The sequence below is a fragment of the Pusillimonas minor genome (assembly GCF_014237865.1).
GTDB lineage: Bacteria > Pseudomonadota > Gammaproteobacteria > Burkholderiales > Burkholderiaceae_B > Neopusillimonas > Neopusillimonas minor.
This window is the reverse complement of sequence record NZ_JACJUU010000010.1, coordinates 25,359-48,601: the sequence shown is the minus strand read 5'-3', so window position 1 is coordinate 48,601 and position 23,243 is coordinate 25,359. Positions and strand designations below refer to the sequence as shown.

Here is a 23,243-nt window from a genome sequence, read left to right as displayed (position 1 = left end):
CGGACGGAGATATTGATGCACTGGTATCTGGTCCATACCAAACCACGCCAAGAGAGCCTTGCTCTGCAACACCTACAGCTACAGGGCTACGCCTGCTACTTACCCCTTATTAATGTAGAAAAGCTAAAAAAGGGCCAAATTACCATTTGCACAGAACCCTTATTCCCCCGTTATTTATTTATACAGCTAGGGCATGGGCACACAGCCCAAAGCTGGGCACCCATACGATCGACAAGGGGAGTAAGCCGCCTGGTTACCTTTGGCTCCGACCCTCAAAAAGTCGATGATGCCTTGGTCGAGGCTTTACGCAAGCAAGAGGCGCTAATCCAACAAGCCCCTGCCCCTTTGTTTAACCCTGGTGAAGAAGTTCAGATTACTGACGGGGCCTTTGCCGGCCTTGCCGGCGTATACCAAATGACCGACGGCGAGCAGCGCGCCATGGTGCTGATAGAACTACTTAGCAAACCGGTTAAGGTCCAGATTTCACCTGTTTCTTTACAAAAACTGTCTTGAGGCGATCAAACCTAATTATCGTGTAGTAGTCCCTGGCACTCAGGCGTCAATGGGTAGCCAACGCCCTGCTTTCCAGCACAGCAAGGAGTTTCTGAGTTACTGCATCTGGATGATATACCGTCTCCGCAACCGTCCGGGCGATTTGGCTGTAACTCTGCCAATGCTCTAAATTTTCAACAAATTTATCTATTTGCTTGGCCATCTCACTCCAGCTTTTTATTGCTAAGCCCCCAGCCATTTCATCAATACATCCTGTGGCACGAGCGACGAAAGGTGTTGCACTTGCACTTGCATCTAACAAAGCAAGTGGCTGACATTCTGTATGTGACCCTGACAAAACAAGTTTTGCTTGAGCGTACTCAGCTTGTAAGGCATCACCCGACACCCCCGCATGAAAAAAAATATAACCAGAATGAACCCCCAACGCCCTCGCCTTTCGGCGCAGTTGTTCGCTGAAATCGCTATGCTCTTGCCCAAAGAAATGTAATGGAATCACGTTACAGGCATTCGATGCAGAGTAAGCTCGCAGCACAAAGTCGAAACCCTTTTGCCATTGATACGACCCCACCGCTATTAGGCGATCACGCTCAAGGAATGTTAATGGGCGTTTATTAAGGGACTTCACAGCGGTTGGTGACAGTGCATTCGGAACCACGTAACAAGTTGCCCCAACTTTGGTCGCCCGTCGAAGATCATCGAATCGAGAGTCACTGCCACTATCGGCGAGGAATATAACGCCATCCAACTCCCGCAACACTCGCGTCATGTTGTACCAATAAGGCCTCCAAGCAAGAAAGCGAATAAGGGAGCGAATTGGCTGTTGGACGTAAAAGACGTTTGTGGAAATACAATGACTATAGACGAACTTCCGCCCAGGAATACGGCCGAGATTTAGCAACGCAAGGTCAGTTGCCCAGTTTTGCCACGCATTCAGCAGCACAAAATCCCAGTCATTGCGAACCAGAAAATCAGCATAGGCAGCCACATCGCCCCGGATGGGCTGAAGCCAGCAACTCGCTCCGGTCAAAGCAAAAGTCTCAACCCGTACGCCCTCCACGTCGCAGGAGCGACGTTGCCCCCCCCCTGTAGCCACGACCACCTCGTGCCCGGCTCGGGCCAAGCAAGCGGCCTGCTGAGCAGCAGCATTGCCGAGCCCACTATTGAAAGGGGGATATGTTGGCGAGGTGATAAGGACCTTTGGCATTGACTTACTTGCAATCGAATACAGTGGATGCGCGAGTTCAACGCACTATGATAGCAATCAAGCTCTGACCGTCGATATCCAGCCCAAGCGCTTTGACATGCCCTGAGTCAGTCCGACTTTAGTCATTATGTAACTTTGTTCAGATCTTTTCCCGTCTTGCTGAAGAGTCAAAGTCGCTGCCACGCCGACGGAAGCAGGTCCCTTGTATCGTGCGCTGCCTGATTGAACCATTTTGCTGGCGCAATGACACGTTTACCCGGCTTTTGATTAAGCCAGGCTCCCCACCAACTAAACGAGCTGTTGGCTATGATGTGGTGCTGACACAAGGAAATTAGATGCATATCCTCGAAATCACGACCATCCGGCTGGACTTCAATGAAATGCATTGGCCACTCGCTGCGAATGTTCTCGCGGGACCACCCGGTGTCGTCGCTGAAAACGAAGAAATAAGGCTGATCAACATGCAGAGCCATCTCTTGCATTGCAGCCTCGTACCAGCTCGGGGAACACAGACCATGAAACGCTTGAGTATGGGCATTAGCCACATAGTCGCCTCGGCGCACATGGACAGAGACTGCGTTCACCCCTTTAATTCGAGCCGCGGTCTCCTGCCGCACTGCCGTCATAGGTGCTGCCAACTGGAACTCTCGAAGCAAGATAATTTCATGACCCTCGAAATACTTGGGTGATTGCCAGTAGCCGTCAGCGCACACGCTATGGTTAGTCGCCGCAGCACGAGGATCGAAGACAAAGCTTTTTTCTGCCAGATAACTCAAACAACCAGGGAGAGTCGGCAGCCAGCGAAGCCGTCGTAGTAACCCGTCCGGCCACAGAACCTCTCGCCTCAGTGTGCCCGTGTCCATCCTTTCGGCTGAAATACAGAACCCGGACAATGCATACGAGCGCAAGGGGTCACTATCGAGCTTGCCAATCTCAATGTAAAAACGGGCATTCATCCTATCAGCCAATGTTCGGCCGAAGGCGTATTGAAACATCTGATTACCCAGCCCACCATTCAAGCGGGAAACGACTCTCTTGGTTTGCATGAAAACTCGAGTTCTATCTAACAAGGTTGGAAATACCGGTCTTACAAAAAGCTAGCGCCTGAGATAAAGGACGTCGTATCAGAGCACGCAAAATTTCGGCGCGCGCACGCAGGAGCAAAGCTACCGGAACGGTCTTGCGTTCGGTTGCCCACGCGCAGAAATCACCGAATACAGCAAGGCGTTCCGACCATCCATCCAGCGAATCAGCGCGCACGCTATTTGCAGCATCATCCATATAGACCATCAGCGGCTCACCGATATAAGCAAAATCAGTTTGAGTAGCAATGCGCAGCCATAATGCGTAGTCCTCGCCGACCTTAAGTCTTGTCGACTCCGGAAAGCCCTTGGCTTGTGCGAACAAATGTCGGCGTAATAAAACCGAACTGCACGGGATGAGGTTCCGACGCATCAGACCACTTGTGGTGACGCGCAAGTCCGTGCATGACATCAACACAGCCCGAGATTCGCTGCCCGGGGTAATACGCCAAGCATTGCAGCAAACGGCGTCAACGTTCTGCGCCCTGGCTTCTGCAAGCTGGCGTTCAAGCTTGTTAGGTAACCATGTATCGTCGCTGTCCAGAAAGGCAATCCACTCGCCTTGGGCTGCGGCAATGCCTCGATTTCTGGGAACTGCCGGTCGCCCGCCACGCGGTCCGGGGAGCCAAATCACGCAGGGAGCATCGGCAGCAATTGCCTCGACGCGCTGGCGCGTGTCGTCGCTGGATCCGTCATCGCAAATCAGTACCTCGTGTACTGGCATAGTTTGCTGCAGGACGCTGCGAATAGCCGCCTCAATGGTGTACGCGCGATTCCAGGTCGGGATAATGACGCTAATCAAAGTGTTCGTCATATCCACATCACAAAATAAGGCGGTAGGCAGCCAACGTGCTGCTAGCACAGCGTTGCCAAGTAAACTCGAGGCAGCGGCGCTTTCCACGCTCGGAAAGCTCAGAACGTAGCACCTCAGAATCTGCAACCCGAAGCATTGCTGCACGCAAGGCTTCTACGTCCCTCGGGTCGAAAAGCAAAGCTGCGTCGCCGACCACTTCAGGCAGAGACGAAGTATTGCTTGACAATACTGGACAATCAACGGACATAGCCTCAAGGGGCGGAATACCGAAGCCTTCGTACAAAGACGGGTAAACAAAAGCGGTTGCATGCGCGTAAGCAGATCCCAGCACGTCATCACCACCTGACACCTGCACAACCTGTGTTGACGCTAGATTCAATCGCGCGCACAGAGCCAGCTCTTCGGTACTGAATGCACCACCGCCTATAGTCACAATGCGGAAATCACTGCGCAACCTGAAGTCAGACGCGAACGCTTCAAGCAACAACGAAAAATTCTTATAACCGCTGCGATTTCCGACAAAAAGAAAATAGGGCGCACCCCGCAGCGACGGGGGAGGCTCCACATCGGCATAAGCACCGAAGTCCTTGTACGATAGATGCGTCACGCTGGTACGTTCGATAGGGAAACCGTACATCTCGCACAAATCCTTTTGCGTGTTGTGCGAGATACACATGACGTGGTCACAGCGCGCAAGCGTCCGCTTCTTCCTCTCTGCAGTTTCGCTACCCGGAAAATAAAGCTCATGAATCATGTCATACACAGTAGCCACGCGTTTACGTGCATGTGTAAGGTACGGTCGATCAGCGTAGTAGGTTTCGTGGACAATGTCAGGTCGACCGAACCGAGCGATAGCTGGCGAGCTGGCACGCAGCATCACCCAGCTGATGCGACCAACGCGCCAGTGCGGCGGGAAGCGCATGCCAATCTCGGCTTTACCTTTCAACTTATCAAGATGTTCGTTACGATGAAACGGCGCAATGATGCGCGCTTGCACCCCTGGCGTGTTATTCAATGCTTCGGCAAGACTCGCGTAGTAACGGCTGATGCCGCCGACAACCTGCTCAATGAATATCTGCCCATCAAAATAGACTTTCAATACTTTGCCCTTCATTTCTTTCAGCAGCCTCGCACCGAGCGATTTCTGCTTTTACCAATTTTCTCAAGAGCTGCGACCCTTTCGTTGTTGCACACCAGCGCAGCTCAGTGTTTGCCCGCGACGGGTCACCGACAGTGCATTGAACATCGTAAGGACGCAGCAACTGGCTATCGAAATCAACGTACCTCTCCCAATCAAGGTCAAGCTGGGCAAAAGCTGCCTCGGTGAACTCCCTGAGGCTAAAGGGCTCACCCGTGGCCAATACGAAGTCTCTCGCTGTATCCTGCTGAAGCATTCGCCACATGCCATCTACATAATCCGGAGCCCAGCCCCAGTCGCGCACGACGTCTAAATTCCCAAGCCGCAAGCGGCGCTTACCACCACGGGCAATGTCAACGGCGCTGCGCACGATCTTCCGCGTAACAAAGCGCTCAGGTCGCAGCGGAGACTCGTGATTAAAGAGGATGCCAGAGCATGCGTAGATGCCATAGGACTTGCGATAACTCTCCACCAACCAATGCGCGGCAGCCTTTGAAACGCCGTAGGGGCTGCGAGGACGAAAAGGCATGTCTTCATTGGCGCGGCCACCACCCTCAGTGCTGCCATACATCTCGCTGGACGACGAATTGTACAAACGAGGTTTCCCTCCGACCAGACGAATTGCCTCCAGCAACTGCAATGTTGCGGTCACGATGCTGTTCAAGGTTTCGATAGGCTGCTCGAAGGACAAGGCGACGGAGGACTGGGCCGATAAATTGTAGATCTCGTCGGGCTCAGTGGCCCGCAACACCTCAAGAATGCTGCGATACTCTATAAGATTTGCTGAATGCAAGCGGATGCTGTCGCGAACCCCCAACTGATCAAGCCGACTTAGGTCAGCCCGTTCGATATCGCGCGAAGTACCGTGAATTTCATAACCCTTGTGTAATAGCAGATGCGACAGATAGGCGCCATCCTGCCCAGAAACGCCAATGATAAGGGCGCGCTTTGTCATTTAGACACATTCTCGACACTGACCGGCTGTGCAACTGGATTCCCAGCGGCCCACGCGGGAGAGTACAACATGCGATGCGCAGCAAGCGTTGTGATATGGCCGGTTTCGACCTCGACGAAGGGAAGGCCGGCAATCACATCTGCCCGCTCCGTTCCGGAAGTGTATTGCAATGCCCCGGTCTGATCTCTGGCTTCCCGAATGCTAGACGGAAACATCGAGACATAATCGAGTCTCGATGTGATGCGAGGGGCATAATCATTCCTCACAAAAAAAGCATTGCAGCCGGTCGAAGTGGTGCCGACGAAAGTGTATCTCTTCTGTTCCCCTAACTGGATCATGGCTCGAATGGACGCACCGAAATACAAGCAGGAGTGGTGAGCAACCGAACGCCGGAAATCTGACTTATAGGGCACCGTCAATGCAAGACGGTCGCCCAGCACGGCGTTGTATTCGCACACCACGATGGCCGGGCTGATGACATCAATCGCCTGCCATACCCAGTAATCATTTCCATCGATATCGACGCTCAATAGCCCAATGTCACCCTTGAACCCGTTGTTGCCGATCAAAGCATTGATGTTATCGCGGTCAATGAATGCACAGACCGTTGTCAACTCGTGGCGCCAGCAAAAGTCCTGTCGGCGTATTTCGGCGACGTTTTCGGAAGAGCCATCAATGACTAGGCCACGCCAGTTGCGCGACTGAAGCAGATAACGAGTATTCGACTCCTGGTAGTCCTCCACACCAAACTCGACAAAGCTGCGCGGAATTCCTTCCAGTTGCTCGACCAGCCAAGCAACAATACCGTCCTCTCCCCACTGGGAAAACACCCTGTATTCGGCGGCATGAAGCGACCGCAACACCGGCTTGGACAAATTTGCGTTGTCCAGCAAGCTTGCATGCAGCAACATACTGCGCTCAAGCATCTCTTTCGACGGCGCTTGTGCCCGCATCAGCGCTCTGACAATACGTGTCTTCAAAAACGGCAATATCATAAACTTACGTCCGCTTGATCCAGGGTCTGAAATACTTTAGGTAATAGGGAAACAGTTCGGCATACAACTGGTAGTAAGCGGACTGAGCATTCAACCTCAGCAAGCGCGCAAGCAACTTAACGCGCCAACGCCAAGCACAGCCAACAGTCAGGCGCCAAGCATAAAAACTGAAGTGGTAAAACGGCAGGGGCCAAGCTAGCAAACTTTTGCGAAATGTCCGCCACGGATTGCCGCTGTTACTCATGCCCTTGCGCCCGAGAATCAACTGGCCGCACGAGGTGCGATTGATCAGGCCTTGCCGTGTAAGAAAAAGGTCTACAGCCCAGTCAAACCCCAGGAAATGCTCACCTAGAAAACCGCACTTACGAATGGCACTGGTACGTATCACGCTGTAGAAAATCGCGTGCGACTGCCAGCAATTGTCCAAGAATTGCATGACGCGATCCTCGAAATCGCCGCATATGGCGAAGCTTATCCAAGCCCCTCTTTCGTGCTCCTGCCCTTCAAAGCAATTAGGGCTGGTCGAGGCAACGTAATCCGAGTTTCGCTCCAAGAAATGGACGTTGACCTCAAGGAAATCGAGGGATCGAACATCATCTGCTGCAGCCCAAGTAAAGTATCTACCTCTTGCCTGCTCCAAAACATACCGGAAATTAGGACTCGCACCGATATTGTCTGTCTGCCTAGTGTAACGGATACGAGCGTCCTGGTCCGCATAGCGCCTACAGATCTCGCTGGTCCCATCTGTAGAGCAATTGTCGGAAATGACCAGTTCAAAATCCGTTAAGGTTTGACGGAGAACGGATTCGATCGCAGCAACCACGGTTGCCTCACTATTGAACAGCGGCATGCCAATGGTGATCAAAGGTGCATTCATGGTGGAGTTCCCGCTACCCATCGAACTTCTGCGCTGCAGCCCGCTCAACGGACGCGCTTCAGATATCCATCTGGAGCTACCGTAACCAGCAGCTTGTCCTGAACGGTCCTATCGATTTCAAACTCCTTGTGCGTTTCAAGATACTTCCAGACAGCGGTCTTAGGGTTATTCCCTGGCCCCCATGGACGATCAAAACTCATTTCCTTCGGCATATCTTCAACAACGCTGTCGAACACGACGCAATAGCTGCCCATGCTGGTCAGTGGTGCGTACGCCTCGAGCTCGCCCAGCACATGGTCATGCGTATGGTTGCTATCGAGACAGACCATGATCCGCTTGTAATTAGCAGCAACGGCCTTCACGTGTGTCACGACTTCAGACGCAATGCTCGACCCCTGAATCATCTGAATGCGCGAAGCCATCGGATGCGCTTCGATGGCGGCACGATTGTGAGCGCGGATATCGATATCTACCCCCAGCACCTTGCGTCTCGATACGCGCGGATCGAATTTTTCTCCCAATTCAATCGCTTCGCAGAGGTCAAGCTGCGCTAGCATGGAAGCACTTAAGATTAGCGAGCCGCCATGGGCAATGCCTGTCTCGATAATGAGATCGGGCTTTACTTGCCATATCAATTCCTGCATGGCCACTATATCCTGCGGATACTGAATAATCGGACGGCCCTGCCACGCGAAGTTATAAGAGTAGCGGGCCTCGATAGTCTTCAACAAAAACTCTTGGGAGGCTGCCCGCAGCTCCTTGTTACTCGCCACTGCAGCAATGCGCGCAGCAACTTCTTTATCAAAATCACTCATTATCTATTCCGATATAGTGGTATGCATTGTTGGACATTCTCTTAATCTCATCCAAGTAATTCGAATTCATAACAAATACGGTGGAGCCCTTCGGCAACTGCGGCAGCACCTGCTCCGGCGAACATACCTGTATTCCAGTAGCAGCCAAATACTTGCCCTGCTTGGCCGGATTGATGTCGATAACGGCATCCACCACATAACCGGCCCTGGCCTTCAGCAGCGTGAAGATAACTCCCTTGGAAGCCCCCCCCCAAACGACACTACGATTGCCTGCGGCGATCGGCACATCTACCTTAATCGTAAAATCGGCTGGGAAACAGACCGGATCAGCAGCGTCATAGACCGGTGAACGCAAGGAAGAAAGCTCCGCCACCACATAGAGATATTGACCGCCAAAGAGGTGGCCGCAATCGAGAATCTGGCCGAACATACGGCGAAAATCGGCAAGACGGAAATAATTCACATGTTCGTAGAAGATGTCGAACCAGGCCTTACGCTTGCAAATCCAATCAAAACACGGGACCTCGATATAGATACGGCCACTACCGCCATTCGCGTCGCGCAGCAATTGCAGGAAATAAAAGGGATCCTGCACATGCTCGAGCACATGACGTAGCACCAAACCCTCGGCCCGATCAATAACGCCAGGGCCATAGTACTGACGACGTACTCGTGGATTCGAACCCTCATAGGTTTCGTCGAACCCGGTAATCTCGCTACCCCGCCGGAGTAGTAGTTCAAGGAAGAAGCCCTTGCCGCAGCCAACTTCGACTAGATGTTGACGCCCGAGATAACAGTCGACGATGTCGGCCACCGCCTCAAGATGCTGGCGAAAATAGCTGCTCACGCCCTGTTCATTCTGGTAGTTACCATCGTAGCTCATCAACTCAGGGCGGAAAGCGACGTTGTATACGAGCCCGGTCGCTCCATCCTCAACCAGACGAATATCGCCCTTGGGACAGTCCTTGCCTTCCTGCGCAGAATCGTACATGCGATTCTGGAATACCGGATAATTGGTTTGTTCATAGAGCGGCCTCAGCATGCTGCACTCCGTATGCCGACCACGCAGGGCGGATCGAAATGATTGTCAGCACGCGCCCCGAACCGCAGCAAATCGCGGCGACCGTATTCGTCGGCAATCCGCTCGGCTAGCTCTCGCACGGTCTGCGCATGTCCGGAGCAAATGTTGACAGATCCAGTCACCGTTCCCAATGCAAGCGACGCAATCTGCGCACCGGCATCGACAACATCAAGATAATCGCGGATTTGCGTACCGCTAGTCAGCTCTACCGGTTCACCAGCGGATAGACGAGCGCGCAAATAAGGCACCAAGCGACGCACATCCTCACCTTCGCCATAGAGATAGAAAAGCCGCGCCCAAACGAATTCGACGCCTTGCTGCGGCAATATTGTAGACAAGGCCAAGAAGGCTGCAGCCTTAGCTCCCCCATACGGCGTGACGGGGCGTAAAGGTGTGTCGATCGAAAGATGGCCGCCCCTCATATCGTACTCTGAACAAGAGCCGATACCGATGAAGCGTCGCACGTCAGCCCGCGCGCATCCGGCCGCCAAGTTCAATGTCCCGGCAAGGCAATCCAGATTCTTCGGTGACTGCATATACACACCCGGCTCGGCATACCAAGCGGCGTGTATCACTATATCCACGCCTTGGCAGGCGGCGGCCCACCACTCGACGCTTTCTTTAAAGAGATCCGCAGTGCGCACAATGTCCGCCACACCGGCCTGCAGTAAGCGCGACTCGCTACTGTCGCGGACTACCAAAATCAAGTCGATGTCTGCCTTGCAAAGCGCGGCAAAAATTTGTCGGCCAACAAATCCAGTTGCACCTGTGAGCAGGATACGCTTCTTCATACGATCTGGAGATTCGGCACAGCGGTGACGAGCTTACCGCCCCAACCCTTGGTGTAGGCCAACTGCTGTGCAAGCTCGGTCCTGAGATTCCATGGAAGAATTAGAACGTAATCGGGCTTCGACGCCTTAAGCGTGTTCTCATTAACGATGGGAATTCGGCTGCCCGGCATGTACTTCCCCTGTTTGGCCGGATTACGGTCCACCACGAAGGCCACAAGATCTGGACGGATGCCCGCGTAGTTGAGCAGGGTATTGCCCTTAGCGGCTGCCCCATAGGCAGCAACAGTCTTGCCCGCACGCTCCGCGTTAATCAGGAAGTGCATTAACTCATGCTTAATACGGTCCGCACGAGCCTGAAAATCCCGATAGTACCCGGCCTGTAGCATGCCGGCTGCGACTTCCTGCTCCAGCACGGCGGCGACGCTAGCTTCGATGGCACGCACTCCCATATCGCTTCGCTGGGCAAACACGCGCAGACTACCGCCATGCGTGTTTAGCTCATCAACACGAAACACCTCCAGCCCATTAGCGCGGAAGATACGTTGCACAGCGGTTAGGGAAAGATAGGAAAAGTGCTCGTGATAAATGGTGTCGAACTGGGCCTCCGCGAGCAATTTCAGCAAGTGCGGGAACTCGAAGGTCGCTACGCCATCATCTTTGAGCAAAACGGCAAAGCCAGCCACGAAATCGTTGATGTCTGGCACATGCGCCAGAACATTGTTAGCCACCATCAAGTCGGCCTGCTTACCCTGACTTGCCATTTGTTGCGCAAGAGACACACCGAAGAACTCCTTGATAATAGGAATGCCCTTGGAACGCGCCGCCGCCGCGGTACTGGCAGTCGGTTCAACGCCGGCGCACGGGATCCCGCGCGCCAGAACATACTGAAGCAAATAGCCGTCATTGGCAGCAATTTCAACCACATGAGAATTCGCATTTAAACCCAACAAAGCCGTCATATCGGTGACGTAGCGCTCAGCATGCGCCAACCAACTGGCGGAGAAGCCACTGAAGTAGGCGTAGTCGGCATCGAACAACTCATCAGCCTGAGCAAAATCTTCAGTCTGGGCCAACCAGCATTGATCACACACCAACACACGCAGCGGGAACCACTTCTCGGGCGCATGCAGTGCACGCTCGGTCAGATAGGAGTTTGATGGCGGTGCGCTGCCCAAATCAACCAACAGCAGGTTGAGCTCATTTGCACAGTGGCGGCATTTCATAGCCGCACCCCCCTGAAACCGGCAGCAATCATAGGATGGCCGGCATCGCGCGCGGACAGCTCGGTCAGCGGCAGTGGCCACGCAATGGCCAGCGCTGGGTCCTTCGGGCTCAGCCCATCTTCAGCAGAGGGGTTATAGGCGGCAGTATGGAGATAAAACATTTCACAATTGTCTGTAAGGGTCTGGAAACCGTGGGCGAATCCCTCGGGGATCGCCAGCGTCTTGCGGTTGTGGGCGCTCAGCAACTCGGCATGCCATTGCAAAAAAGTGGCTGACTCCGGACGCAGGTCCACGGCCACATCGAAGACTTCGCCATGCAGACAAGAGACGAACTTCATCTCGGCACTTGGCGCATGCTGGAAATGCATGCCGCGCACGCTGCCCCTCTGTAGCGTCAGGGTACGGTTGATCTGTACTACGCTGCGCTTGCCCAGCACCTCTTGCAACTCTTCGACGCAGAATATGCGTTCAAACCAACCCCGACTGTCACCAATATGCGTACGTGTCAGCACGTTTAGGCCGGGCAATGCTGTAGCAGCAATATCGAAACGCGCACTCATTGTACGGGCGTCTCTAGGTATTCACGCACTTGTGCAAGGCTGAAGGCCCGCATGTCGTCGCCGCCCCTCCAAGCCTGATGCCAGGCCACAGTTTGATCCAGCGCGGTATCTAGGCACCAACGTGGCCGCCAACCAAGCATTTTATGGGCTTTGGCGCTATCAAGCTTAAGCGTACCCGCTTCGTGCGGCTGCGGCGCCGTCTCTCGTTGCCAGGCGGCGCCCGGAATACTACGACACAACTTGTCAACGATCCACCCTACGGACCGCGCGTCCTTTTCGTCCGGACCGAAATTCCAAGCCTGGGCGAAATGCGCATCGACAGCCATGCGCTCAGCAACGCACAAATAACCAGATAGCGGTTCCAGCACATGCTGCCAAGGGCGTACCGCACCAGGATAACGGACCACAAGGGTCTTGCCCATATCAATAGCACGCAGAAAGTCCGGCAAGAGCCTATCGTTCGACCAATCTCCGCCACCTATTACATTGCCAGCACGCGCGCTGGCGAGGCCAACGGAGAGTGACTCCATGAAAGAGCTTCGGTAAGCCGAGGTAACCAATTCGGAGCACGCCTTACTGCTGGAATAAGGGTCGTAACCGCCGAGCGCGTCCTCCTCGGCGTAAGGCTCCTTCCTTTCGCGATTATCGTAACATTTGTCGGTGGTGACATTCACCACCGAACGCACACTGGCAACGTTACGCACCGCCTCAAACAAATTGACCGTGCCCATGACATTGACTGCGTAGGTCTCGACCGGCGCCTGATAGGAGTGGCGTACCAGCGGTTGAGCAGCAAGGTGAAAAACGATCTCCGGCTGTGCCGCCTGCAACGCTATCTGCAGGGTTGCGGCATCGCGGATGTCTGCAATCGTGCTGGCGGCCAGACGATTAGCGATCTTCGCTGTCGTAAACAAATTTGGCGTAGTTGCCGGCGCTAGGGCATAGCCATATACCTGCGCGCCCATATCGGTGAGCCAAAGCGAAAGCCACCCACCCTTAAAGCCAGTATGCCCGGTCACGAAAACTTTTTTGCCACGCCAGAAATCACGATTCATTGCCAAACCTTCCAAGGCGCCTTGCCTGAGGCCCACAACTCTTCAAGCAAGTTCTTCTCGCGTAGAGTGTCCATAGGCTGCCAAAATCCGTCGTGATGGAAAGCCATTAGCTCGCCCCGGACGGCGAGCTCTGAAAGGGGTTCGCCCTCCCAACTGGTCTTGTCATCAGCGATTAGGTCGAGGCACTTGGGCGAGAGAATGAAGAACCCGCCGTTGATACGTGCGCCATCGCCACGTGGCTTTTCTGTGAAACCGGTCACAGCATCGTCCTGCATACTAAGCGCGCCGTAGCGACCGGGGGGCTGCACTGCAGTAACTGTCGCGAGCTTGCCGTGTTGCTTATGGAAAGCGATCTCACCAGAGATGTCCAAATCTGAGAGGCCGTCGCCATAAGTGAAACAGAATAATTCTTCATTCTTCAGGTAATCAGCCACGCGCTTCAAGCGCCCACCGGTCATCGTACCGTCGCCGGTGTCGACAAGGGTGACGCGCCACGGCTCAGCCTTACGTTGGTGCACTTCCATCTGGTTGTTATGCATGTCAAAAGTGACGTCGGACATGTGCAGAAAGTAGTTGGCAAAGTACTCCTTGATCAAGTAGCCCTTGTAACCGCAGCAGATTATGAAGTTGTTAACCCCATGGGCCGAGTAGGTCTTCATGATGTGCCAAAGAATGGGCTTGCCGCCTATCTCTATCATCGGCTTGGGCTTTAAATGCGTCTCTTCGGAGATACGGGTACCTAAGCCACCGGCGAGGATTACTGCGATCATTACTTGTCTCCGAGAGATACCACCGAAAACTCCTGGCCGTAGAACGTGTAGTCCATGCGGAACTTGCCAGATGCCACGAATGAGTGCAATGCGCTCACAATCTTCTCATGCCTATTTGGTGTCCACTCAGCGAGCCACTTTTTGTACGCCAAGTAAGTGAATTGCGCGTTGTAGCCGCCGATATCTTGAATAAATTTTTCGTAGTCCTCGAAGAAGATATCCTCAGTGTTATAAATGTGTCGCATAAAATAGTATTCGTAGACTTGGCGCGTATCGATGTGAAAGTCAAGCTTATCCAGATCGAGCAACATACTACGGTAGGTGTCCGGGTCTGGCGGGTGCAGGTTGAAATCATAAGCGATGTGCGGGTTGTTCATCGACGCGTTTATAACCGGGATGCCCAAGGCCGCGTACTCAAACGCGATCGTGCCGTACGAGGTAAGGGCAAAGTTAATGCCCTCGGCGATGATCTGGTGGTGTGAAGCGTCTGCTGGCAGCAAGGTAAACTTGGGATAGCGCGCAACGAAGCTGTCAATGATTTCCTTAGTCCCGGGCAGGAAATCGGGGTGAGTCTTCACATACCAATCATAGTCAGTACATTCAGTCATCTTGCCCAGAAACTCCAGCCACTCATAAAAATCGGGAAAGATGTTCTTTCCGTAGCTGTGCGGGCTATCAAAGAAACAGTGCGTGGCGATGAGGATCTTCTTCTTGTCCGATGCCCTCAGCAGGCGCGAGTGTTTGGGCGCCACATAAGCTGACTTTGTTGAGTAGGCCATATCCACGCCCACCTCTCCGGAGAAGCGCCGCTGGATGCGCCGCTGTGCCAAGGCGAGGCCTGCTTCGCGCACGTCCTCAGGGAGTTCGGCGAAGCGCTCACGAAAATGGAAGAAGTCGTTGTAGGCAAAGAGATTGTCACGGCTCAGGCGGTAGACGTGCGTTACATTGGCCTGGAAAGCCGGAATATCCCGGTACACGGCCAGGCGCAGAGGGATGGCCAGATTGTACACACAGTGGCTGACGTTGACGCCACACACGTTGTGTTCGTTGAGGTAATCATCCCAGAAGGTATAGAGCTCAAGGGACTCCAGCAGAAACTGCTTGAAGTCCTCTCCTGCCGGATTAATGGTGGGCTTGAGCTGAGACATCAGATAAGTGTCGTATACCAGATCGCCGATCCATACGCCCTTGATATGCATGTCTTCCACGTCACGTGTACTTTGCAGACGCGGCAGGGTCTCTTCATACAGAAGCCTCGCGCGCTCACGTTGGTCGCCCGTAAGATTGATCTCAAGGAATTCGTTTGCCCCGAAAGACTTGTAGGTGCCGAAATGCGCCCACCCCAAGAGGGCCTTAAGACGGAAGGACAGTTTCTGCTTGATACCCTTGAGCGCGCGCGGTGCGTAAGCCTTGATCTGAGCGCCACGACTTTTTGCCATTTCGTCGGCGAGATAGGCATAGGCGATGTGCGCCGAGTGCATAGTGTTCAGCTCCATCAGCATGATGGGGGCGTCGCCACCCCGGTTGCTGCCGGCGCCGAACACATTGCGGTTGTGTGCACGGAAGCGAAGTAAGACGGGCAGGTTAGCCAATCGGCGCAAGCGCCACATCACTTTCTGTGAAATATTCGAAAACATGGTTTAGGCTCTTCTATGCTGGTACCGGCATGCCATGCATCAGCACTGCATGACGCTTCCAATGGATGTTATTTATGGACATTCTTACGGTGTAACCAATATCGTGGACCATCTTACCTGCTGCGCTCACGTGCGCACCGGCGCATCCAGACCGTATAGCTGTGAGGCAAGGCGCCGACCATTACAGATGACGTGTGATGAAATAGTCGCCTCAAGCTTAAAGCCCGCCTTGAGAAGCGCCTTCGCCGAGCCAATGTTCGTTTCGTAGATACCTGCAGTAATTTTCGCCATGCCTAGTTCCTCGATACCGTAACGGGCCACTTCGCGGATCGCTTCGCTGCCATAGCCCTTGCCCCAGGCATTGCGGTCACCGATCAGGTAGCCCAGTTCCGCACGCGCATGGCGCGTAACCACCGGGCCGATTTTGATGTTGCCGATATGGCTGCCGTCCTCGCGCAGGAAGATGCCGAGCAACAGGCTGTCGGAGCTGGCGTTGACGTACTCGATGAAGCGGACTAGGTCCTGTGTGCTTGCGGGCACGGAAAAGCGGCTTTCCAGATACTGGTTCACCACCGGGTCGCGCATCCAGCCGAGGTAGGCCTCGCTGGCATCGGCCGCGCTCATCATGCGCAGACTCAGGCGCGGGGTTTGCAGGGTTTTGTCGAGAATCATGGGGTTCAGACGACCTTGAATTGCAGGCCGTAGTTGCTGAGAAACGCCTTGGCGCGCAGCGGGTTGCTGTCGGAGAAATTGAACAGGCTGCCGCAGGCCAGTGCGCTGACCTCCGTTTCAAGGAAGGCCTCCTTGAGGTGGTTGTAGTGGCCGGAGCCACCGCAGCCGATCACCGGCACCTTAGCCACAGCGCAGGCCAGGCGCAGCAGGGGCAGGTCGAAACCTTCCATCGTACCGTCCTGGTCAACCGACTGGATCAGGAACTCGCCGGCGCCGGCGGCTTCGCAGGCGCGGATGTGCTCATCAAGAGGGACAGGCTCATGCCGGCTGGCGCTGGCAGATACCGCCGCGTAGCCCGCGCCCTCACGTTTTGCATCAATGCCCACGACCACCGCCTGCGTGCCGAAGCGATCGGCGATGCGGCTGATCGCTTCACGATCCCTGTAGGCCGCGCTGTTGATGACGACCTTGTCCGCGCCGTTCTGAATCAGGTAAGCAGCGTCTTGAAGCGTGTGGATGCCGCCGCCCACGGCAAGCGGCATGAAGCATTCCTGCGAGACCTTCTGCATCAGCTCGGCCAGCGGCTGCACGGAGGCGCGGTCGCGTGCGATGTTGAGGAAAATCAGTTCGTCGGCGTATTGCGAGTTGTACACGGCCGAGCTCTTGACCGGGTCGCCGACGTCGCGCCAGTCGGCAAATTGCCGGGTCTTGACCAGGCGGCCGTTCACCAGCAACTGCACGGGGATGATGCGGCGCTTCAGCACCGGCCGTCCCAGTTGCAAAAATTCTCGATCATGCGCAAGCCGTTCACCTGGCTCTTCTCCGGGTGGAACTGGATGCCGACCACATTGGCGCGGCCAATCACCGCCGTTACCGGGCCGCCGTATTCGGTACTGCCGAGCAGGTCGTTCCCGTCTTCGCACACAGCCGCGTAGCTGTGCACGAAGTAAAAATCGCGGCCCTTCTTGATGCCCTCGTAGATGGGGTGGGGGCGCGTCATGTTGAGCACGTTCCAGCCCACGTGCGGCACGCGCAGGCCTTCGCCCGCCAAGCGCGTTACCCGGCCGGGGATCAGGCCCAGGCCGGCGTGGATGCCGTCTTCCTCGCCCACGCCCATCAGCAGCTGCATGCCCAGGCAGGTGCCGAGCAGCGGCCGCCCGCTGGCCACAAAGGTGAGGATGGGCTGACGCAGCTGGCGTGTGTCGATCTCCGGCACGGCCGCACTGAAGTTGCCCACGCCGGGGAGGATCAGATGGGTCAGATCGTCAAACTCGGCCGCGGCATGGACCACCACCGGGTCGAAGCCGTTCTGGTAAACGGCGTTATGCACCGAGCGCAGGTTGCCCATGCCTATATCGAGGATGCCGATCATGATCAGGTTGCCTGTGCAGACCTGGGCTTAGGCCTTCACGATCGGAACGACCTTGCGGCGGATGCCGCGGTTGTCTTCCGGCTCGCGATACCAGTTGCTGAAGTCCGCGGTCTTGGGCGCGAACTCGGCGTTGAAGTTGGGCTCGTAAGGCGGCACCACCGTCTTGGCGACGATAGCGTTGAACTCGTCTTCGGTGATGCCGAGGTATTCGAGGAAGAGCACCAGCGAGGGCGGCTTGCGGCCTTCGTACTCGTCGATCAGCTCGCGTGCTTTTTCCTGGGTGATGCGCTTGTTGCGCAGGTCCAGCGCGGTCATCTGGGTGACACGGCCGTAGCCACGCTTGAGATACTTGATGTAGTCGCGCACGCCTTGCAGGTGGCACTCGATCTTCTCGTAGGGGTACTCGCTCCACGGCATACCCTCGACCTGGTCGCCCTGCCAGCCCAGTTCAGTCTGGATGATGCCGACCTGCTTCTTCACGTCCCAGGGGATATAGGAGCCCAGGCACACGGAGCGGTAGCCCAGTTTCTTCAAGTCGCGCATCGGCGGATAGGAGAAGGGCTTGAGGTCGCGCGGATCAAAATCGAAATCGCCCGAGATCATGCCGGCCATGTCCTCGGCGGTGATGCCCAGGTTGGTGGAGCGGTTGAACTTTTCCTCGTCGACTTCCTCGACTTCATCGTCGCGGTAATCGTAGTAGGCGGTGTATTCGGAGGAGGGCTCGCCCCAGAAGATCAGCGGCACCTGCTGCTGGATCGCCAGGTGCATGGGGTAGGAGTAGATGCCGGTGTGGCAGTGCCAGCAGAAATCACCCTTGCGTACCAAAGCCTCCAGCATCAGACGTTTGACCACCTGCCAGTTGGGCGTGAAGCTGATCACGTCCACACCCAGCTTGCGGAAAGTGCGCTCGTTGTTCTTGAGCAGGCCCTGGCGCATGAAGCCGTGGTTGAACTGCACCACCAGCGGCTTGATCTTGAATTCCTTCATCAGGTAGAGCAGGGTGAAGGTGCTGTCCTTGCCGCCCGAGAAGGGCACGATGCAATCGTAGGCATACTTGCCGCGATACTGCTCGACCAGCTTGACGAGCTGTTCCTTGCGGGCGTTCCAGTCGATCGCGGTGTCCTTGAATTCCTTCTGGCGGCAGATGTTGCAGACACCTTCCTCGTCGAACTCGATGGTCTCGTAGGTTTCAGGCAGGTTACAGGCCTTACAGTGCTTGAGCATTGCAGCTACTCCGATAAAAACTTAGTGTTGCGTTTGGCTAACGAGGATCAGGCGCAACATGTCCTCGATCTCGCGTTGCGGAAGGGGTACGGTTTTGCCGCCCGGCGGAATGCAGCTGACCACGCGCTTGCCGGCCAGCAGGCCCACCACCATGGCCATGGTGGCGCAGCCGGCGACGATGTCGCAGGCGGCGATCTGTTCGAGCAAGGTCTTTTTTTCGCCGCAGATGAGCGGCAGGTCGAACTGCGTGGCGGCCCAGTCGTACTTGCCCAGGGGTTCCTGGGGATGGGGGCGCACCACGATGCGGTTGATCTCGTCGGCGAGCAGGCGCACGTGAGAGAGAAAGTAAGTCAACGCCTCCTCCTCGGTATAGCCCCAGTAGCGCTCGTCGCCATACAGGGCGACGCCGTCGTCGCGCAGCGGCTCGCAGACATAGAGAATGTTGAGTCCGGCCCCAGGCGCGCGCGGCGGCATCGGGATGGCCTTGATCTCGTCCTGGATGTCCATGAAGTAGGCGTTCGGCACCAGGGTTTGCTTGAGGTCTGGCAGGTCTTCTTGCGCGATGCGGGCGGCGGTCTCGTCTCCTACCCACACCTCGTCGGGCCAGTGCCACTGGCCGTGACGCGTGAAGCGCTGGCGGTAGTTGACCCAATGGTCGAGCACCACCACGCAGCGCTTGCCGGCCCGCCGTGCCAGGCCGATGGCGCGCCACTCCAGGTCGGAGAGAAAGCTGGTGCCGCACAGCAGCCACTCGCACTGCTCCACCAGGGCCTCCAGCGGCAGCAGCGGCACGGTGCCGAGCTTGCGCGCGACCACATTCACGGCCGCGCCTTCGAGGCAGAAGCCGCAATCCAGCCCCTGGCGGCGGATATGGCTGGAGATGATCTCCATCGCGCCGGCATCATGGCCTACCACGCCTATCATTTCGCGGAACTCTGCATGCCCAGGAAATCGTCGCGCAGCACGCCGAACTCGACCATGTCCTGCCAGCCACCATCGAGGAACAGGTGCTTGCGCCGCCGCCCCTCTTCGATCATGCCCATGCGCAGGGCCAGGCGCTGCATGCCCATATTGCCGGAGGCGGTACCGCAGTAGATGCGTTCGAGGTTGAGCTTTTCAAAGCCGTGGCGCAGCAGCGCCAGTGAGGCATTGAGCCCGGCCGACTTGCGCCAGTGATTGCGGTTGCCGATCAGGATGGCGTATTCCGCGTTGCGGTTGATGCCGGAGATGCTTTGCAGGCTGACGTTGCCGATATGGCCGTCGTCCTGGTGGCAGATCGCCCACACCACCTGGTCCTCGCGGTTCAGGCCGTCGTAGAACTCGCGGAACCACTGGGCGTTGCGGAAGAACTTGCCGTGGGAGTTGTACTTGCACACCTCCTGGTCCTCGAACCAGGAAGGGTAGGGGCCGGCCAGGTCGCTTTCGCGCAGGCCGCGTACGTGGTAGCCGTCGGCAAGCTGGTGGATCACCGCAGCGCCTCCAGGTTGCGCCACACCTTGCGGAAGGCGGCGATGATCATGTCCACCTCCTCGTCCTTATACTCATGCGAGCAGATGCCGAAGCCGAGGAACTCGGCCTCGTGCAGGCGCTCGGCCACCGGGCAGATGCCCTTGGCGTAGCTGACTTCGCGCTTGCAGATTTCCGAGGTCCACGGGAAGCCCTTGCTGCCGTAGGCCATCTTCTTCTGGTACATCGGCAGCATGTGCAGGTTCTGGTAGCTCGCGCCGAGTGCCGGCACGCCTTCCGCGAGCAGGGCCTGGTGCAGGCGCTGGCGGTTGATGCCCAGGGCCACGACGTCCACGGACATCGAGTAGACGTAGTAGACGTGGGTGCAGTCGGGTTTGACCACCGGCGTGCGCAGGCCGCGCAAGCCGGCCAGGCCGGCGTCGAGCTTCTGGGCGATGCGCTGGCGCGACTTCACCATCCTGTCCAGCTTCTTGAGCTGCTCGATGCCCATCGCGCACTCGATTTCACCGAGGCGGAAGTTGTGGCCGATCATGTTGCTCAGGTTGGTCACGCCCTTGTCCTCCACCACCACTTCGGCGTGGTTGCGGATCAGGCGCAGGCGGTCGGCGAAATCGTCATCGTCGGTGACGGCAATGCCGCCTTCGCCGGTATGCACGTGCTTGTGATAGTTCAGGCTGTAGCCACCGATGTCGGCCAGGGTGCCGGCGAACTTGCCCTTGTACCTGGCGCCGGGCGCCTGGGCGGTGTCGGAGATGATCCTCAGCTTGTGCTTGTCGGCAATCTTGCGTAGCGCGTCCATGTCGGCCGAATGGCCGGCAATATCCACGGACATGATCGCGCGCGTCTGCTCACTTATACTCCTCTCGACCGAGACTGGATCCAGACAGAACGTCTCCGTCTCAATGTCGGCAAACACAGGAATCGCGTTCCAGTGCAGAATGGCGGTAGCGCTGGCGGCCATGGTCCAGGGGCTGACGATCACCTCGTCACCCGGCTCGATGCCGATGGCGCCGACGGCCGCCACTAGGCCCGAGGTCCACGAGTTGAAGGTAACGGCATGCTTGACGCCGAAGTAGCTCTCGCACTGGCGCTCGAACTCCTGCACCTTGGGGCCGCCGAAGAAGTCCGGGTCCCAGCAGCCGAGGAACTGCGAGAGCACGCCGCTCTCGACCACTTTCTTGGCGGCCTCGACTTCTTCCGGGCCGAGCGGGTTGTAGCGGCCGAAAGTGTGGTTGATCAGCTTGGGGCCGCCGAGGATGGCCAGGGTGTCGTTCTCACTTTGCTTGCTCATAGTGCCGCCTTCATTTCCAAAAGTGATTTCAGGGTACGCAGCGCGTCATCGCCGCTGCACAAACTCGAACTCTGGCCACGCAGGCAGGCGCTCACGTGGTCGGTCACGTGCCACTGAAGCTTTGCGCCTTCGGTGGCGATTCTTTCTCCGGGAAGGGACAGCACCGTGTATTCGGGAAAGTCGGGGTCGCGCGCCGCGCCCTGCCAGAGTATCTTGCCGCCGCCCTGCTCGTAGCGCAGGCAGCCGTTCGGCGCGACCAGCTGTATTTCGTGATGCGAAAAATGCTCTTCCCGTGCCGCCAGGAAGGTGACCTCGCCTGCCGCAAACTTTACCTGAACATCCGGTTCGAAGTCGGCTTCGCCAAAGGGGCGGCCGGCGTTGATCACGCTGAATTTCTCCACCGGGCCGAGCCAGAACTCAAGCAGGTTGGAGAAGTGCGAACCGTTATGCAGCAGGCCCTTGGTGTACCAGAGTACACCCTTGAGCGGGGTGGCGATCGTGCCGCTTTGCAGGCGTCGCTTGACTTCCAGCACGCCCGGCTCGACACGGCGCAGGTAGTTCACGTAGAGCAGGCAGCCGGCTTCGCGGCAGGCGGCCACCATCGCGCGAGCATCCTCCAGCGAATAGGAGAGGGGCTTTTCGCACAGGATCAGTTTCGGCTTCGCGTGGCGCAGGGCCATCTGCACGGCTTCGGCGTGATATTGCGTGGGCGAAGCGACCACCACCACATCGGGGCTCAAGGTGCGCAAGCCTTCGGCCATGTCCGCGCCGGCCCAGCCGCCGTAGCGCTGCCGGAATCTCGCGCAAGCGCCTGCATCGGGATCGACGCCGCCGGCCAATTCAAAATCCTCGTGATTGGCGAAAGCGCGCGCGTGGGTGGACATGACACCGGGATCCGTGGTGTCGAAGTCGTAACCCATGGCTACCTGGCCCAGGCCGATCAGGAGGACTTTGTGCTTCACGTCGGGCGCGCGTCCTTGCGCTGCACCATGTCGTTGATCTTCAGTACCTGCGGATTGGCGCGCAGGAAGCGGATCACGTCGCCGCAGCCGAACAGGGGATTATCCTTGCCGAGGTTTTCGATCAGGGTGCGGATCAGTTCGTAGTCGCCCGGCTCATCCAGCGTCAGGCCCAGGCCGGGCCAGTGCAGCGAGGGCGGCGCGATCAGGTAGACGTGGGGAAACAGCTGCGGGTTCTGCACGATGTGGCGCGACACGTGTTCACGGTCGAGCGGATCGTCGGTCATCGAGAAGGACTTCTTCAGCGCCTCCAGCGTCATCACCTGCGTATCCATGCCGTCCGGATAGCTGCTGATGAAGGAGTTGGCGCAATACACGGCCTTCTCGTTGCGCTTGAACACGCGGATAGTCTGCTCGACCAGATCCGGATCGATGATCGGGCAGTCCCCGGTGATCTCCACCACCACGTCGGCCTGGGCCGATTCGGCGGCGCCGATCACGCGCGACATCACGTCCTCTTCGCTGCCGCGGAATACCTTGATGCCGTCCTGCTTGGCAAACTCGACCAGCACGTCGTCGGTGGCATTCACCGTGGTGGCCAGCACGATCTCGTCGATCGAGGGGGCGGCCTTCAGGCGGCTGGTGAGATGCGCGAGCATGGGGCGATCCAGCGCCGGCAACATCACCTTGCCGGGCAGGCGCGAGGAGGTCATGCGCGCTTCGATGGTGGCAACGATCTTCATGAGGT

The 23,243-nt window shown here is 56.8% G+C and carries 25 protein-coding genes; 1 reads left to right on the top strand and 24 read right to left on the bottom strand.

Annotation, left to right across the window (positions count from 1 at the left end):
* Positions 1 to 15 precede the first annotated feature (15 nt).
* The gene (gene rfaH, locus GTU67_RS11890; RefSeq protein ID WP_185780286.1) at positions 16 to 513 is read left to right on the top strand and encodes a transcription/translation regulatory transformer protein RfaH; all 498 of its coding nucleotides are present in this window, start codon (positions 16 to 18) and stop codon (positions 511 to 513) included.
* A 46-nt stretch (positions 514 to 559) separates the two neighbouring features.
* Here rfaH and GTU67_RS11885 read toward each other — a convergent pair whose 3' ends face one another.
* From GTU67_RS11885 to GTU67_RS11770, 24 genes are all read right to left on the bottom strand, one after another.
* Positions 560 to 1,717, bottom strand: a complete 1,158-nt coding sequence (locus tag GTU67_RS11885) for a glycosyltransferase family 4 protein (RefSeq protein ID WP_185780285.1) — start codon at positions 1,715 to 1,717, stop codon at positions 560 to 562.
* 167 nt (positions 1,718 to 1,884) lie between these two features.
* Positions 1,885 to 2,763, bottom strand: coding sequence for an alpha-1,2-fucosyltransferase (locus GTU67_RS11880; protein ID WP_185780284.1), 879 nt, complete (start codon positions 2,761 to 2,763; stop codon positions 1,885 to 1,887).
* Between the two features lie 13 nt (positions 2,764 to 2,776).
* Positions 2,777 to 3,613 (bottom strand): glycosyltransferase family 2 protein, encoded by an 837-nt coding sequence (locus GTU67_RS11875; protein ID WP_185780283.1) that lies wholly within the window; start codon positions 3,611 to 3,613, stop codon positions 2,777 to 2,779.
* Between the two features lie 7 nt (positions 3,614 to 3,620).
* Positions 3,621 to 4,727: a glycosyltransferase family 4 protein gene (locus GTU67_RS11870; protein ID WP_185780282.1), complete on the bottom strand. Its 1,107-nt coding sequence runs from the start codon at positions 4,725 to 4,727 to the stop codon at positions 3,621 to 3,623.
* Positions 4,696 to 5,706, bottom strand: a complete 1,011-nt coding sequence (locus tag GTU67_RS11865) for a GDP-mannose 4,6-dehydratase (RefSeq protein WP_185780281.1) — start codon at positions 5,704 to 5,706, stop codon at positions 4,696 to 4,698. The genes GTU67_RS11870 and GTU67_RS11865 overlap by 32 nt, the downstream gene beginning before the upstream one ends.
* Positions 5,703 to 6,686, bottom strand: coding sequence for a hypothetical protein (locus tag GTU67_RS11860; protein WP_185780280.1), 984 nt, complete (start codon positions 6,684 to 6,686; stop codon positions 5,703 to 5,705). The genes GTU67_RS11865 and GTU67_RS11860 overlap by 4 nt, the downstream gene beginning before the upstream one ends.
* Before the next feature lie 19 nt (positions 6,687 to 6,705).
* A complete protein-coding gene (locus GTU67_RS11855) occupies positions 6,706 to 7,578 on the bottom strand; it encodes a glycosyltransferase family 2 protein (RefSeq protein ID WP_185780279.1) in 873 nt (290 codons plus the stop codon).
* A 44-nt stretch (positions 7,579 to 7,622) separates the two neighbouring features.
* Positions 7,623 to 8,393, bottom strand: a complete 771-nt coding sequence (locus GTU67_RS11850) for a cephalosporin hydroxylase family protein (protein ID WP_185780278.1) — start codon at positions 8,391 to 8,393, stop codon at positions 7,623 to 7,625.
* On the bottom strand, positions 8,386 to 9,435 hold the full coding sequence (locus GTU67_RS11845; RefSeq protein WP_221893360.1) for a class I SAM-dependent methyltransferase: 1,050 nt from the start codon (positions 9,433 to 9,435) through the stop codon (positions 8,386 to 8,388). The genes GTU67_RS11850 and GTU67_RS11845 overlap by 8 nt, the downstream gene beginning before the upstream one ends.
* A complete protein-coding gene (locus GTU67_RS11840; protein WP_185780277.1) occupies positions 9,429 to 10,265 on the bottom strand; it encodes an NAD-dependent epimerase/dehydratase family protein in 837 nt (278 codons plus the stop codon). The genes GTU67_RS11845 and GTU67_RS11840 overlap by 7 nt, the downstream gene beginning before the upstream one ends.
* Positions 10,262 to 11,488, bottom strand: coding sequence for a class I SAM-dependent methyltransferase (locus tag GTU67_RS11835; RefSeq protein ID WP_185780276.1), 1,227 nt, complete (start codon positions 11,486 to 11,488; stop codon positions 10,262 to 10,264). The genes GTU67_RS11840 and GTU67_RS11835 overlap by 4 nt, the downstream gene beginning before the upstream one ends.
* Positions 11,485 to 12,048 carry a dTDP-4-dehydrorhamnose 3,5-epimerase family protein gene (locus GTU67_RS11830; protein ID WP_185780275.1) on the bottom strand — a complete coding sequence of 188 codons (564 nt, stop codon included), beginning with the start codon at positions 12,046 to 12,048 and terminating at the stop codon, positions 11,485 to 11,487. The genes GTU67_RS11835 and GTU67_RS11830 overlap by 4 nt, the downstream gene beginning before the upstream one ends.
* Positions 12,045 to 13,103, bottom strand: coding sequence for a CDP-glucose 4,6-dehydratase (gene rfbG, locus GTU67_RS11825; protein WP_185780274.1), 1,059 nt, complete (start codon positions 13,101 to 13,103; stop codon positions 12,045 to 12,047). The genes GTU67_RS11830 and rfbG overlap by 4 nt, the downstream gene beginning before the upstream one ends.
* A complete protein-coding gene (rfbF, locus tag GTU67_RS11820; protein ID WP_185780273.1) occupies positions 13,100 to 13,873 on the bottom strand; it encodes a glucose-1-phosphate cytidylyltransferase in 774 nt (257 codons plus the stop codon). Before rfbF ends, rfbG begins: the two co-directional genes overlap by 4 nt.
* A complete protein-coding gene (locus GTU67_RS11815) occupies positions 13,873 to 15,510 on the bottom strand; it encodes a hypothetical protein (protein ID WP_221893359.1) in 1,638 nt (545 codons plus the stop codon). Before GTU67_RS11815 ends, rfbF begins: the two co-directional genes overlap by 1 nt.
* A gap of 126 nt (positions 15,511 to 15,636) precedes the next feature.
* Positions 15,637 to 16,182, bottom strand: a complete 546-nt coding sequence (locus GTU67_RS11810; RefSeq protein WP_185780272.1) for a GNAT family N-acetyltransferase — start codon at positions 16,180 to 16,182, stop codon at positions 15,637 to 15,639.
* 5 nt (positions 16,183 to 16,187) lie between these two features.
* On the bottom strand, positions 16,188 to 16,946 hold the full coding sequence (locus tag GTU67_RS11805) for an imidazole glycerol phosphate synthase cyclase subunit (protein ID WP_185780271.1): 759 nt from the start codon (positions 16,944 to 16,946) through the stop codon (positions 16,188 to 16,190).
* Positions 16,940 to 17,554 (bottom strand): imidazole glycerol phosphate synthase subunit HisH, encoded by a 615-nt coding sequence (gene hisH, locus GTU67_RS11800; protein ID WP_185780270.1) that lies wholly within the window; start codon positions 17,552 to 17,554, stop codon positions 16,940 to 16,942. Before hisH ends, GTU67_RS11805 begins: the two co-directional genes overlap by 7 nt.
* Before the next feature lie 27 nt (positions 17,555 to 17,581).
* The gene (locus GTU67_RS11795) at positions 17,582 to 18,778 is read right to left on the bottom strand and encodes an N-acetyl sugar amidotransferase (RefSeq protein WP_185780269.1); all 1,197 of its coding nucleotides are present in this window, start codon (positions 18,776 to 18,778) and stop codon (positions 17,582 to 17,584) included.
* Positions 18,779 to 18,799: 21 nt separating this feature from the next.
* Positions 18,800 to 19,702, bottom strand: a complete 903-nt coding sequence (locus GTU67_RS11790) for a glycosyltransferase family protein (RefSeq protein WP_185780268.1) — start codon at positions 19,700 to 19,702, stop codon at positions 18,800 to 18,802.
* Complete coding sequence (locus GTU67_RS11785; protein WP_185780267.1) at positions 19,699 to 20,247, bottom strand: GNAT family N-acetyltransferase; 549 nt, start codon at positions 20,245 to 20,247, stop codon at positions 19,699 to 19,701. The genes GTU67_RS11790 and GTU67_RS11785 overlap by 4 nt, the downstream gene beginning before the upstream one ends.
* Complete coding sequence (locus GTU67_RS11780) at positions 20,244 to 21,536, bottom strand: DegT/DnrJ/EryC1/StrS family aminotransferase (protein ID WP_185780266.1); 1,293 nt, start codon at positions 21,534 to 21,536, stop codon at positions 20,244 to 20,246. Before GTU67_RS11780 ends, GTU67_RS11785 begins: the two co-directional genes overlap by 4 nt.
* Positions 21,533 to 22,498, bottom strand: coding sequence for a Gfo/Idh/MocA family oxidoreductase (locus tag GTU67_RS11775; protein ID WP_185780265.1), 966 nt, complete (start codon positions 22,496 to 22,498; stop codon positions 21,533 to 21,535). Before GTU67_RS11775 ends, GTU67_RS11780 begins: the two co-directional genes overlap by 4 nt.
* The gene (locus tag GTU67_RS11770; RefSeq protein WP_185780264.1) at positions 22,495 to 23,238 is read right to left on the bottom strand and encodes a cytidylyltransferase domain-containing protein; all 744 of its coding nucleotides are present in this window, start codon (positions 23,236 to 23,238) and stop codon (positions 22,495 to 22,497) included. Before GTU67_RS11770 ends, GTU67_RS11775 begins: the two co-directional genes overlap by 4 nt.
* Positions 23,239 to 23,243: the final 5 nt, after the last annotated feature.

Excerpts from the sequence above, each read along its gene's own strand:
- rfaH (WP_185780286.1), top strand. The coding sequence starts at position 16 with ATGCACTGGTATCTGGTCCATACCAAACCACGCCAAGAGAGCCTTGCT.
- GTU67_RS11780 (WP_185780266.1), bottom strand. The coding sequence starts at position 21,536 with ATGAGCAAGCAAAGTGAGAACGACACCCTGGCCATCCTCGGCGGCCCC.
- GTU67_RS11855 (WP_185780279.1), bottom strand. The coding sequence starts at position 7,578 with ATGAATGCACCTTTGATCACCATTGGCATGCCGCTGTTCAATAGTGAG.
- GTU67_RS11870 (WP_185780282.1), bottom strand. The coding sequence starts at position 4,727 with ATGAAGGGCAAAGTATTGAAAGTCTATTTTGATGGGCAGATATTCATT.
- GTU67_RS11810 (WP_185780272.1), bottom strand. The coding sequence starts at position 16,182 with ATGATTCTCGACAAAACCCTGCAAACCCCGCGCCTGAGTCTGCGCATG.
- GTU67_RS11830 (WP_185780275.1), bottom strand. The coding sequence starts at position 12,048 with ATGAGTGCGCGTTTCGATATTGCTGCTACAGCATTGCCCGGCCTAAAC.
- GTU67_RS11880 (WP_185780284.1), bottom strand. The coding sequence starts at position 2,763 with ATGCAAACCAAGAGAGTCGTTTCCCGCTTGAATGGTGGGCTGGGTAAT.
- rfbG (WP_185780274.1), bottom strand. The coding sequence starts at position 13,103 with ATGAATCGTGATTTCTGGCGTGGCAAAAAAGTTTTCGTGACCGGGCAT.
- GTU67_RS11795 (WP_185780269.1), bottom strand. The coding sequence starts at position 18,778 with ATGCTCAAGCACTGTAAGGCCTGTAACCTGCCTGAAACCTACGAGACC.
- GTU67_RS11840 (WP_185780277.1), bottom strand. The coding sequence starts at position 10,265 with ATGAAGAAGCGTATCCTGCTCACAGGTGCAACTGGATTTGTTGGCCGA.
- GTU67_RS11850 (WP_185780278.1), bottom strand. The coding sequence starts at position 8,393 with ATGAGTGATTTTGATAAAGAAGTTGCTGCGCGCATTGCTGCAGTGGCG.
- GTU67_RS11845 (WP_221893360.1), bottom strand. The coding sequence starts at position 9,435 with ATGCTGAGGCCGCTCTATGAACAAACCAATTATCCGGTATTCCAGAAT.
- GTU67_RS11875 (WP_185780283.1), bottom strand. The coding sequence starts at position 3,613 with ATGACGAACACTTTGATTAGCGTCATTATCCCGACCTGGAATCGCGCG.
- rfbF (WP_185780273.1), bottom strand. The coding sequence starts at position 13,873 with ATGATCGCAGTAATCCTCGCCGGTGGCTTAGGTACCCGTATCTCCGAA.
- GTU67_RS11835 (WP_185780276.1), bottom strand. The coding sequence starts at position 11,488 with ATGAAATGCCGCCACTGTGCAAATGAGCTCAACCTGCTGTTGGTTGAT.
- GTU67_RS11885 (WP_185780285.1), bottom strand. The coding sequence starts at position 1,717 with ATGCCAAAGGTCCTTATCACCTCGCCAACATATCCCCCTTTCAATAGT.
- GTU67_RS11770 (WP_185780264.1), bottom strand. The coding sequence starts at position 23,238 with ATGAAGATCGTTGCCACCATCGAAGCGCGCATGACCTCCTCGCGCCTG.
- GTU67_RS11815 (WP_221893359.1), bottom strand. The coding sequence starts at position 15,510 with ATGTTTTCGAATATTTCACAGAAAGTGATGTGGCGCTTGCGCCGATTG.
- hisH (WP_185780270.1), bottom strand. The coding sequence starts at position 17,554 with ATGATCGGCATCCTCGATATAGGCATGGGCAACCTGCGCTCGGTGCAT.
- GTU67_RS11790 (WP_185780268.1), bottom strand. The coding sequence starts at position 19,702 with ATGATAGGCGTGGTAGGCCATGATGCCGGCGCGATGGAGATCATCTCC.
- GTU67_RS11865 (WP_185780281.1), bottom strand. The coding sequence starts at position 5,706 with ATGACAAAGCGCGCCCTTATCATTGGCGTTTCTGGGCAGGATGGCGCC.